The 12216-nt window shown below is 65.2% G+C and carries 6 protein-coding genes; 1 reads left to right on the top strand and 5 read right to left on the bottom strand.

Annotation, left to right across the window (positions count from 1 at the left end):
• Window positions 1-85: 85 nt before the first annotated feature.
• The 5 genes from LRS11_RS21590 to LRS11_RS21570 are packed head-to-tail and all read right to left on the bottom strand — an operon-like array spanning window position 86 to window position 3170.
• On the bottom strand, window positions 86-517 hold the full coding sequence (locus LRS11_RS21590; protein WP_260494871.1) for a hypothetical protein: 432 nt from the start codon (window positions 515-517) through the stop codon (window positions 86-88).
• Complete coding sequence (locus LRS11_RS21585; RefSeq protein WP_260494870.1) at window positions 456-992, bottom strand: alpha/beta hydrolase family esterase; 537 nt, start codon at window positions 990-992, stop codon at window positions 456-458. The genes LRS11_RS21590 and LRS11_RS21585 overlap by 62 nt, the downstream gene beginning before the upstream one ends.
• Before the next feature lie 26 nt (window positions 993-1018).
• Window positions 1019-1411 (bottom strand): hypothetical protein, encoded by a 393-nt coding sequence (locus LRS11_RS21580; RefSeq protein ID WP_260494869.1) that lies wholly within the window; start codon window positions 1409-1411, stop codon window positions 1019-1021.
• A gap of 14 nt (window positions 1412-1425) precedes the next feature.
• Entirely contained in the window at window positions 1426-2334 is a 909-nt protein-coding gene (locus tag LRS11_RS21575) for a sulfotransferase family protein (RefSeq protein ID WP_260494868.1), read from the bottom strand.
• Window positions 2334-3170 (bottom strand): sulfatase-like hydrolase/transferase, encoded by an 837-nt coding sequence (locus tag LRS11_RS21570; protein ID WP_173208823.1) that lies wholly within the window; start codon window positions 3168-3170, stop codon window positions 2334-2336. The genes LRS11_RS21575 and LRS11_RS21570 overlap by 1 nt, the downstream gene beginning before the upstream one ends.
• 1016 nt (window positions 3171-4186) lie before the next feature.
• Here LRS11_RS21570 and LRS11_RS21565 point away from each other — a divergent pair.
• The gene (locus LRS11_RS21565; RefSeq protein WP_260494867.1) at window positions 4187-12214 is read left to right on the top strand and encodes a type I polyketide synthase; all 8028 of its coding nucleotides are present in this window, start codon (window positions 4187-4189) and stop codon (window positions 12212-12214) included.
• Window positions 12215-12216: the final 2 nt, after the last annotated feature.

Here is a 12216-nt window from a genome sequence, read left to right as displayed (position 1 = left end):
CGTGCGTTGCAAGTCCGCGATGGCCGGTGCAAGGCCTTCGCCACGACGGACTATAACGGGCATGGTTGTCTTTGTCTGGCGCTGCTCAGCGGTTCTTCTGGAACTGTTTGGCAAAGTCCCAGGCCGCCTGGCTGGCGGAGAAGTTGCCGGCAAACAGCTTGCGGTTGCGTCGACTGTCACCGCCGGGCCATACGTGCTCGCCATTGGGGATCAGGCGTAGTTGCACTTGCGTCTGGCTCGGGCAGCTCCAACTGGTCAGTTGCGAGCCGTCAGGCAGGTTCTGTTCCCTGGAGCCGGCACAATTATGCGCCTTGGCCATGATCTGCAGGGTCTCCGGTACGGAGCGGTGGGCCACGCCGGCGATGGCGTTTTCACCCATGCCGCCGGCATAGGGTACGTTGCTGTCCTTCGCGCCATGGATATGCAGTACCGCTACGCTCTTTGCCCCGGCGCAGCTATTGAGCGCCAGCGTGCCGGAAACCGGAATAATTGCTGCGATGTCCTGGGGGGATTTCACAGGCCAGGCGGTAGGCCATCATCGCGCCGTTGGAAATGCCGGTGGCGTAGACCCGCGAACGGTCCAGGGGGTGATGATTGGCGATGTCCGCGAGCATGCTGTGGATGAATTGCACATCGTCGACATTCTGCTCGGCGGCCTGGCCGCAGCATTTGCCGGCATTCCAGGTGCGGCGCTTCTTCATCAGCCGGGTGCCTGTGCCGTTGGGGTAGGCCACCATGAACTGGTTGCTGGCGGCGATGCGGTTCATGCCGGTAGTGCGCTCGGTTTCGTCGGCATTGCCGAGCCCACCATGCATGACGATCATCAGAGGTAGTGGGCCCTGTGCATTGCTCGGGGTGTAGAGCTTGTAGCTACGGGTGGCGCCATTGACCTGCATTTCAAACAGCTGGCCTTCATTGCCGGCGGCTTTGGCCAGCAGAGGTGCCAGCAGCAACAGGCTCGACAGCAGGGTTTTGATCAGCGTGGTGCGCATGTGCCAGCTCCTTGGTCAATGTCGGTTCAGTAGTCTTCTTCGGCTTGCTGCACACTGGCTACGTCCAGAGCTGCATCTTCCAGTTCACGTACGACCGAGAGATCGCTGCGCAGTTCGGTGAGGATGGCCTCCAGCCACTGGATATCGGTTTCGATCTTCTGCCGGTATTTGACGATTTCCTTGAGGCTGAGGTTTTCCGAAGGGCGGCCTTGGCCGTCGAACAGCAGGCGTACGCTGCCGGCGATCTCGCGACTGCCGTTGAGGTGTGACAGCTCCCGCTCCAGATGGCTACGTACCCGGCGTGCCTGTACGCGTTTTTGCAGGTCGTCGCGCAATACCTGCAGGTGTGGCGGCAGCGACGGCAGCTCCTCGAGAGGGCCGGGGGGGGAGATGTTTCCGATGCGCGGGCGTGTGGGCATGCTGGGCTTCTCAGTCAGTATTGATAGCCGAATTCCAGGGCCATTTTCTGTACCTCTGCCTTCAGGCCGGCGCCATCCATGCGCCACGGCAGGGGCGCACGCAAGGGCGGCTGTTTGGGTACATGGGGCTGGAATACCGGATCGCGCAGAAAGTTGGGGTCGTTACCGAACAGCGCATTGATCGGGCCAACGCAGGCAAAGGGCGACAGTTCGGGATGCAGCATGTCTTCCAGGGCCTCGATATCATCGCGCAGGCCCAGCCAGCGGCAGATGTTCGCCAGGCTGCCCAGTGGGTCAGCCATCACGTCTTCGCCGCGTACATGCATCTTCTGCCGGTCGGGGATCTTGTCCAGCAGTTCCATGATGTTCAGGTTGGTGTCATGCCAGGCGAGTTGCGGATCGATGATCGCCTGGTTGTCGGTGTAATCGATTGAGTTCACCGACAAGGCATAGCCGCCCTCCTGCATCTTCATCACCGAGTTGCCCTGATTGGTCGGGTGGCGGGTCAGGTGCATATAAAAGGCATCGGGATAGGCGGCGTAGAGGCGCTCCAGATAGATCGAGTTGGTGACATGCGCCGGGCTTTTCTCGATGGCCATCAGTGGCGCAATCGCCTGGCAGATTTCCTGGAAAACCTCGGTGCCGCTACGGCTCTGCCGCGCGGCCAGCCAGTGGTTGGCCATTTCCACGGTATTGCTGGTCTGTTCACCGGCATAGATCTCGGCGACCGCCCGCAGGATGCCGTGGCGCTGGAACTTGCTGAAACCAGCGTCGCTCTTGCCGTCCCACATTTCCATCAGACGATCGACGGTGAACAGGTTCAACTCGGGCAGCCCGAATGCCTGCGGATGCTGGCCCAGCATGCCGGCGATCAATGAGGTATAGGATCGCGGCAGTGCCAGGATGAACAGCGGCTGAGTCATCAGGCCTTGCCTGCGAAGCCTTCGACGAACGGCACTTCAAAGCACTTCTCGTGCATGATCGGGCCGTGGCCGAAATAGCCATCTTCACCGAACAGTTCGCCATGGTCGGCGGTGATGATGAACCAGGTATTTTCCGGCGCTTTCTCCATCAGCTTGCCAATCAGTCCATCGACATACTCGACGCAGCGGATCTGCTGCTGACGGAGCATTTCCATCTGCTCCTGATCGAAGAACGCCTCGCTGTCTGCCGCGTTGTGCTGGGCTTCGCCGCCTAGGGTCTTGAATACGCCATGTACCCCGGAGATGCGCGGCAGGTTTTCGTCCGTGAGCATGTAGGGGTAGTGGGTTTCGCCCAGGTTGAGGAAGTAGTAGTGCGGTTCGTCTTCGGGGAAGGTCATTTCCTCGACCATGCCGGCGAAGTCGTTGTGGTTGCTCATCAGCTTGTAGTCATCGAAGTGCTGGTTGATGGCGGTCTGCTGGTTGAGCACCGGCATCGATACGCGCGCCACCGTGCGGTAGCCGAGTTGGCCCAGCACCTTGGGCAGCGACAGTTCCGGGATGAAGTTGCGGAACGACACATCGGTGATCCCGGTGCGGGTCACCCACTGCACGAACTCTTCTTTGTACACCTCGGAGGCATAGACCTCGCGCGGGGTGTTGTGCGGCAACATGCCCATGGTGAAGGCGTAGTGCGATGGCGCGGTCCAGGAGGCATAGCTGTAACGCTTTTCGATCTCGCCAACGCGCTCGATATTCGGTGTCTTGGCCGCCACGCAGGAGTCATAGCGGCAGCTGTCCATGATGATGAACACGATGTGGTTGATAGGTGCACTCATGGGGTTGTCCTCTCTGGGCTGGCTGGAATCGAGCGTGGATGGTCCTGTATCGCCGGATGGCGGCGCCTGGCATGGCTGCTATGTCTATCGCGCGGGTATGGCTGATGCACTGTGCGGGCGAGTTGGTTGGCTGTACCGGCTGGCAAGGCGCGCTTGCTTGGTCGGCGGGCGGTTTGTCGCTGCGTAGTGGGTCTGTCCATGGCCGTCTCGTTGTTCCCTGATTGCCTGCGTTTCACCCGCGCCTTGTCGATCACTGGGCATGCCTTCGCCGCAATGGTCATTGGCGTACTGGGCGAATTGTGCATCAAGCATGCCGCTCCCCATGTTGCTGGCGTATTACCGATCATGCCACCAGCGGTTCCCTCGTGCCGACAGCAACCCTCCCTGGCGCATGGGTCTTTGGCGCCGAGGCTGTCAGCTGGGGGTTTGGGGTGTGTTGTAATTTTGACTTATTGATCAGATGCTTCTGATTTTCGTTGTAATTTTGACATTATTAGGTGGTTGCTGGTAAAAAGCCACTACAAAAAATGCCTCCTTGCGGTGCAGATTGCGCCGCAATGGTTCGGACAAAAAAATGATCGTGAAATAAATCCCGCATAAATTCACTGCTGCGTCACTTTTCTGTCATGTGATGCGGCTTTGCTTTGGTTGTGCCGCTGGCTCTGGCGAGCGTTTGCGCAGCGTGGGGTGGGTTAGAACGTTTCTAGGGCGACGCGCGGGCTTCATGCTGTTTCGGGTTTCTGCCCGTTTCTTGCATTGGATGCTCTTCAGGTGGTTGCAGCTGGAATTGGCCCCCGAGTGAGTGCGGATATCCGCCACACGGGGTTGTTTGCCTAAGGAATGAGGCTGCATGCATGAATGGCTCTCGAAACGCTTCTGGCTTTCAGACGTTGGTGTTTTCTCCCAGCGGTTTGGCGCATCCAGCTCTGGCAATCGCTGCCTCCCGGGCTGGGGGGCTTGGCGTCCTCGATCTGGAGCTCGCGAGCTGTGCGGCGCAGGGCGTCGAGCAGTTGGCTGTGCTCGCCCAGCATGCCGGGCAGCACGGTTTTGGCGTGCGTCTGGGCGATTTTGATCGCGCGCTGCACGATGCCCTGCTGAGCCAGGCGGGCAAGGGGTTGTGCCTGCTGGTGGTCGGTCGCGAGCAGTTCAGCCTGTGGCGCGATAGCCTGCCAACCCTGCGTGCCCGTGGTGTGCGCGTGCTGCTCGAGTTGTCGAGCAGCGAGGCGCTTGAGCCAAGTCTGCTCGCCGCCGTCGACGGCCTGATCCTCAAGGGCCACGAAGCCGCCGGTTTCGTTGGTGAAAGCAGCTGCTTCATCCTCGCCCAGCACTGGCGTCAACACAGCGACCTGCCGCTCTACCTGCGCGGTGGCATCACCCCGCATACCGCTGCTGCCGCCGCCGTTGCCGGATGTGCCGGCGTAGTGCTGGACAGTCAGGTCCTGCTGCTGCAGGAGTCGCCGGTCGCCAGTGAGCTGTTCCCCCATCTGCGCAGCCTGTCCGGCAGCGAAACAGTCGCCGCCGGCAACGGCGAGTTCGGCTGTTACTGCCGGGTGCTGCTGCGTCCCGGTTTCGCCACGGCCAAGGCCTTTGTCGCCGCCGCGGAAAGCCTCACGCCTGCCGAATTGCGCGCGCGGGTGCTGGCCGAAATCAGCTGGCGCGATCCAGCCGCCGGGCTGCTGCCGCTGGGCCAGGATGTGGCGTTCGCGGCTGCCTGGCAGAAGCAGTACGGCAGCCTGGCGCAACTGCTCCAGGCCATCGACAACGCGGTGCAGAACAACCCGCAGGCTGCTCTGAAAGCCCGGGCGATCCAGGCCGATGCACCGCTGGCGCAGGCCCTGGGCCTGCCGTTGCCGCTGGTGCAGGGGCCGATGAGTCGGGTCTCGGACAAGGCCGAATTCGCCGAGGCCGTCGCCAGCGGCGGGGCGCTGCCGATGCTGGCCCTGGCCCTGCTCAAGGGCAAGCCGCTGGATGAATTGCTGAACAAGACCCACCAACTCCTCGACGGCCGACCCTGGGGTATTGGCCTGCTCGGCTTCGCCCCGCAGAGCCTGCTCGACGAGCAGATTGCCGCCGCCAAGCCCTATCAGCCCAGCTACGCCATCATCGCCGGCGGTCGCCCGGACCAGGCGGTGCGCCTGGAACAGTCGGGCATCCCGTCCTTCCTGCATGTGCCGTCGGCCAACCTGATCCCGATGTTCCTCAAGGAAGGGGCGCGGCGCTTCATCTTCGAGGGCCGCGAGTGCGGCGGGCATGTCGGCCCGCTGAGTAGCTTCGTGCTGTGGAGCAGCATGATTGATCGCCTGCTCGACGAGATCAAAAACGGCGTACCGGCGGCCGAGATCCAGGTGCTGTTCGCCGGTGGCATCCACGATGCCCGTTCCTCTGCCATGGTTCAGACCATGGCCGCGCCCTTGCTGGCGCTGGGCGTCAAGGTCGGCATGCTGATGGGCAGTGCCTACCTGTTCACCCGTGAAATCGTCGGCTCCGGCGCCATCGTCGAGACCTTCCAGCAGCAGGCCATCGACTGTGCGCGCACGGTCAACCTGGAGTCCGGCACCGGACATGCCAGCCGCTGTGCCTACACTCCGTTCGCCGCCGCGTTCTTCGCCCGCCGCAACGAGCTCAAGCAGCAGGCCGTGCCCGCCGACGAGGCCCGTGAGCAGCTCGACGACCTGATCCTCGGCCGCCTGCGCCTGGCTTCCAAGGGCAGCATGCGCATTGGCGAAGAGGCCAAGCTCAAGGTCTTCAGCGAGGACGAGCAGGTCGCGGACGGCATGTACATGATCGGCCAGGTCGCCACCCTGCGCGCCGCCGTCACCGATATCGCCAGCCTGCACCACAGCGTCACCGACGAGGCGCTGGCCCTGCTCGACGCGCATGTGCAGGCCCAGGATGAGCTGGCGCCGCTGAGCGGCGATCCGGCGGATATCGCCATCATCGGCATGGGCTCGGTGCTGCCGGGCTCGAAGACCCCGCGTGAGTACTGGCACAACATCCTCAACAAGGTCGACGCGATCACCGAGATCCCGGCCCATCGCTGGGACTGGCGCCTGTACTTCGACGAGAACCGCAGCACTCCGGACAAGATCTACTCGCGCTGGGGCGGCTTCCTCGACGACATGGTCTTCGATCCGACCCGTTACGGCATGCCGCCCAAGTCCATCGAGTCGGTCGACCCGATGCAGCTGATGGCTCTGGATATCGCCCGCCAGACCTTGAGCGACGCCGGCTATGAGCAGCGCGGCTTCAACCGCGAGAAGGCCTCGGTGATCATCGGCGCCAGCGGTGGCGCCGGTGACGTCGGCATGCAGTACGGCCTGCGCTCCGAGCTGCCGCGTTTTTCCGGCGAGCTGCCGAGCGCGATCGCCGAGCGCCTGCCGGAATGGACCGAAGACACCTTCGCCGGCATCCTGATTAACGTGATGGCCGGGCGTATCGCCAACCGCCTGGACTTCGGCGGGGTCAACTTCGCCACCGACGCCGCCTGCGCCTCGTCCCTGGCGGCGATTTACCAGGGTATCAACGAACTGCTCTCCGGCCGTAGCGATCTGGTTATCGCCGGCGGCGTGGACACCGTGCAGGGCCCGTTCGGCTACCTGTGTTTCAGCAAGACTCAGGCCCTGTCGCCGCGCGGCCGTTGCCGCACCTTCGACGAATCGGCCGACGGCATCGTGATTTCCGAAGGCATCGCCATGCTCGCGCTCAAGCGCCTGAGCGATGCCGAGCGCGACGGCGACCGCGTTTACGCGGTGATCAAGGGCATGGCCGGCAGCAGTGACGGCAAGGCCAAGGGCCTCACCGCGCCGTTGCCTGCCGGGCAGTTGCGCGCCATGCGCCGGGCCTACCAGCAGGCCGGTTTCGGCCCGGAAAGCGTCGGCCTGTTCGAGGCCCACGGCACCGGCACCGTGGCCGGCGACACCGCCGAACTGGACAGCACCACTTCGCTGTTGCGCGAAGCCGGCAGCCGTCCGGCGCAAGCCGTGGTCGGCTCGGTGAAGACCATGATCGGTCACACCAAGGCCACCGCCGGCGTGGCCGGGATGATCAAGGCGGCCCTGGCCCTGCATCACAAGACCCTGCCGCCGCACCTCGGCGTGCAATCGCCGAACGCGGTATTGAAGGCGGCCGACAGCCCGCTCTGCGTGCTGGACGAGGCGCAGCCCTGGTTGGTCAATGGCGAGCAGCCGCGCCGCGCCGCGGTCAGTGCCTTCGGTTTTGGTGGCACCAACTTCCACGCGGTGCTGGAAGAGTACGCGGGCGAATACCGCCCCTGGCTGCAGCCCAGCGTCAGCGACGCCTGGGCGGCCGAGTTGCTGCTGTGGCGCGCCGCCAGCCGCGAACAGCTGCAGACTCAGGTCAGCGCGCTGCAGCAGCAACTGGCGGCGCCGGGCAAGGTGGCGTTGGCCGATATCGCCTGCCACCTGGCGGCGAACCTCGGCAGCGGTACGCACAGCCTGGCCCTGGTGGTCGCCAGCTTGGACCAGTTGGCCGACAAACTGGACAAGGCCCAGCGGCGTCTGGCCGGTGAGGCGTTGATCGACCCGAGCATTCAGCTGGGCGACAGCCTGGTCGAGGCCGGTCAGGTCGCCGTGCTGTTCCCCGGCCAGGGGTCGCAGAACATCCACATGCTGCGCGAAATCGCCGTGCTGTTCCCGGCCGTGGCCGAGACCCTGGCCGCCGCCGACCAGCAATTGCAGGACTCCACTGAGCGCTTTGCCGACAAGCCGCTGAGCCAGTTCATCTACCCGCGCAGCTGCTATGACGAGGCGGCGCGCCAGGCTGCCAGTGCGGCGCTGACCAGCACCGATATCGCCCAGCCGGCCCTCGGCGTGGTCGAGGCCGGTCTGTGGCGTCTGCTGCAGGAACTGGGCGTCAGCGCCGACATGGCCGCCGGGCACAGCTATGGCGAGTTCGTCGCCCTGTTCGCCGCCGGGCACATCGATTTGCCCACCCTGATCAGCCTGTCCGAGGCGCGCGGTCGCTTCATCGTCGAGGCCGCTGCCAGCGCTGGCAGCGAGCTCGGCAGCATGGCCATGGTGCAGGCGCCGCGGGCGCTGGTAGAGGCCAGCATCGGCCATCTGCCGGACGTGCTGGTGGCCAACCACAATGCGCCGGAGCAGAGCATCATTTCTGGCTCCCAGGCCGGTATCGCCAGCGCCCTGCAGGCCTTCCAGGCGGCCGGGCTGAATGCCAGCGCCATCCCGGTGGCAGCGGCCTTCCATTCGCCTTTCGTCGCCCCGGCGCAGTCGCTGCTCGCCGCGGCCATCGAGGCGGCCAACTGGCGGCCAGGCAGCATGCCGGTGTACTCCAACACCACGGCCGCGCTGCATAGCAGCGAGACGGCGCAACTCAAGGCGAGCATGGCCGAACACCTGGTCAAGCCGGTCGAGTTCGTCGCCCAGGTCGAAGCCATGTATGCCGCCGGCGCCCGCGTCTTCATCGAGGTTGGGCCCAAGGCCGTACTCAGTCGACTGGTCGGGCGCATCCTCGATGGCCGCGCGCACCAGGCCATCGCCCTGGATGAGCGTGGCGCGGGCATCACCAGCCTGTTGACCGCCTTGGCCCGGTTGTTCTGCCTGGGTGTCAGCTTCCAGCCGACGGCGCTGTTCGCCCGCCGCGATTGCCTGCGCAGCAGCAATGGTCGTCTCGACGGCCTGTGGCAGGACGCCAGCCTGCCCAAGCAGGCCTGGCTGCTCAACGGCAGCGGCGCCCGTCGCGCCAGCGCCGCGCAGCGGCAGATCGGCGTACGCCAGGGCGAAGTAATGCCTGCAGCACCCAGCGAGCCGCGCACCCTGGTCGCGCCGGTCGCCCAACCCCTTTCAATTCCCGTCCCCCAACGCGCAGCGCAGGCTGCACCCCGAGTCAAGGAGAGGCTGGTCATGTCTGAAACAACGGCTCCCAACGGTGACGAAATGTCATCGGTGATGGCGGAGTATTTCGCCACCATGCGCCAGTTCCTGGAAACCCAGGAACGAGTGCTCAACACCTTCATGGCCGGTGGTGCCGTGGCCAGCCAGCCGCGTGCCATGCCGGCAGCGGCGGCTCCGGCGCGTCGCCCGGCAGCTGCTGTGGCTCCGGCGCGTGTCGCGGCTGCACCGGCTCTTGTGGCGATGCCGGTTGCTGCCCCCGTGGTTGCTGCTCCTGCCCCGGTTGCTGTGGCACCGGTCGTGGTGGCGCCGGCTCCGGCTCCCGTTGCAGCGGCGCCAGCCGCCGCGCCGGCGCAGGTGGCAGGCGCCAAGATGAAGGACATCCTGCTGTCCATCGTCGAGGAACGCACCGGCTATCCGAGCGACATGGTCGGCCTGGATCAGAACCTCGAAGCCGACCTCGGCATCGACTCGATCAAGCGCGTGGAAATCGTCGGCGCCCTGCTGCAGACCCTGCCGCCGGCCTACGGCAGTGCCCTGGGCGAGGCGCGTAGCGAGCTGAACACGCGAGCGACGCTGGCTGACATGCTCAAGTTGCTGCAAGGCCTGGAGGTCGGCGAGGCGGCAGTCCCTTTTGATTTGGCCGGGGCGAACCCGATAGCTGCCACCCCCGTGGTCAGCCATTCGCCCCGGCATGTCGTGATTGCCGAAGCAGAAGAAATTCCGTCCAACGCCCTGCGCCAGTTCGAGCCCGGTTACTTCGTCATCACGGCGGACAACCACGGTCTGGCCCTGCGACTGCAGGAGTGGCTGGAACAGCGCGGCTGCACGGTGTCGTTGCTGGCACCGAGCCTGCTGGCCGATGAGGCAGCGCTGCTGACCTGGTGCCGGGAGACCGCCGCCAATCCGGACAAGGTGGTCGCCGGGGTGATCCACCTGGCGGCGCTGGGCGCCCATGCTTTGCCGCGCGATGCGCAGCTGGGCAGCTGGCAGCGAGAGCTGCTGGTCAACGAGAAGTCGCTGTTCCTGATTCTGCATGCCCTGGCCGCGCAGCTGCGCAGCGATGCCCATGTGATGGCGGTCAGTGGTCTGGGAGGCCTGTTCGGCCGCGGTGATGCGCCGGCAGAGGCCAGCCTCAGCTTGCAGGGCGGCAGCAGCGGCTTGATCAAGTCCATCCGTGAAGAACGCCCGACTCTGCGTACCCGCGCCATCGACCTCGATCCGGCGCTGGCGGCTGCCGAGCAGCTGGCCATCATCAGCGCCGAGCTGCAGCTGGTCGGCGGGCGCCAGGAAGTCGGCTATCCGGCTGGGCAGCGCACGCTGTTCCGCACCCAGGCCCATGCAATTGCCGCCAGCGATCTGCAGCCGCCGCTGAACAATGCCGTGGTCCTGGCCACTGGCGGCGCCCGCGGCATCACCGCCGAGGTGCTGCGCGACCTGGCCCGGCCGGGCAATGTGCTGGTTCTCACCGGGCGCAGCGAGTTGCACGAGGAAGATCCGGCCACCTCCGGCCTCGACAGCCAGAACGCCCTGCGCCAGTACTTCATCGGTGAAGTGCGTGCCGGTCGCCTGCGGCTCAGCCCGGCGGAGGTGCAGCGCAAGGTGGCGGCTATCGTCGCCCTGCGCGAGATGCACAGCAATGTCGCCGACCTGCGCCAGGCTGGTGCCACGGTCGAGTACATCGCCGTCGATGTCACCCATGAGCCGGCCGTGCAGGCCCTGTTGATCGGCCTGCGCGAGCGCTATGGCAAGATCAGCGGCGTGGTGCATGGCGCCGGGGTGATCGAAGACAAACTGCTGGAAGACAAGAGCGCGGAAAGCTGGATGCGCGTGGTCGGCACCAAGGTCAACGGCATGCTGCTGCTGCAGAAGTATGTGGACGTGGCCGAGCTGGAATTTTTCGCCGTGTTCAGCTCGGTGGCCGGCCGTTATGGCAACAGCGGCCAACTGGACTACGCCACCGCCAACGAACTGATGAACCGCCTGTGCTGCCAGCTGCAACGCCAGTGGGGCGATCAGGTCAACGTGGTGTCGCTGAACTGGGGCCCCTGGGGTGCGACCAAGTTCGGCGCCGGCATGGTCACCGCCGACACCGAGAAGAAATTTGCCGACAAGGGCGTGGCCCTGGTCACTGCCGCCCAGGGTCGCCAGCTGTTCAGCGAGGCCCTGCGCCTGCGCGGCGCGCATGCGGTGGAAGTGATCGCCGGCGGCGGCCCCTGGGAGCAGCACGAGGCCGACATCGGCCGCCTGGTCGAGGCCGAAGCTGGCGCGGCACAGGGGGGTATCAACCAGCCGCTGCTGACCCACGGCCGCATCGAACATGGTGACAAGGGCACCGAGGTGCTCACCTTCACCATCGACACCGCCCACGCCTATCTGCAGGAACACTGCATCGATGGTATTCCGGTGTTGCCGGCGGCAGTGGCCCTGGAAATCGTCGCCGAAGCCGCCAGCGTCATGTGGCCGGACTGGGTGGTCGCCGAGGTGGCCGAGTTCCGCCTGCTCAAGGGCGTGCAACTGAACGAACCGACCCAGACCCTGGCCGTGGTGATCAACCCGCCGACCTACGCCAGCAGCGAAGGTTTCGACGCCAGCCTGACCATCCGCTCGGGCAGCGGCAAGACCCAGCGCATCCACTACCGCGCCGCGGTGAAGATGGCCCAGCAACTGCCGGAAGCGCCGCTGCATCGTCCCGGCGAATACCGTGAGCGTCAGCTGCCGGTGGCCAAGGCCTACCAGGAATGGCTGTTCCACGGTCCGCGCTTCCAGGTGATCCGCGCCATCAACGGTCTGTCCAGCCAGGGCGCAACGGCGCTGATGTGCCCCAGCTCGCCGCAACAGTGGCTGAGCGGCATGCCGGCCCAGCAGCAGTGGATCGTCGACCCGGCGGTGCTCGATGCGGCGCCGCAGATGGCCCTGCTGTGGGCGCGCACCTTCCACGACGGCTCGGCGCTGCCGGCGCAGTTCGGTCGGGTGATCCGCTACGTCGAGCAGTTGCCGGAGCGTTTCCACATGGACTTCCAGTGCCTGCCCGGCGAGGCCCAGCAGGTGCGCGCCAACGTGTTTTTCAGCGATGACGACGGCAAGTTGCTGCTGCTGATCGAGGAGATGGAGTGCATCGTCGATGCCCGCCTCAATCGCCTCGGTGGCACCCACCTGCGCAAGGAAACCGAGTGAGC

Source organism: Pseudomonas sp. J452 (genome assembly GCF_024666525.1).
GTDB lineage: Bacteria > Pseudomonadota > Gammaproteobacteria > Pseudomonadales > Pseudomonadaceae > Aquipseudomonas.
This window is presented reverse-complemented; position numbering and strand designations above follow the sequence as displayed.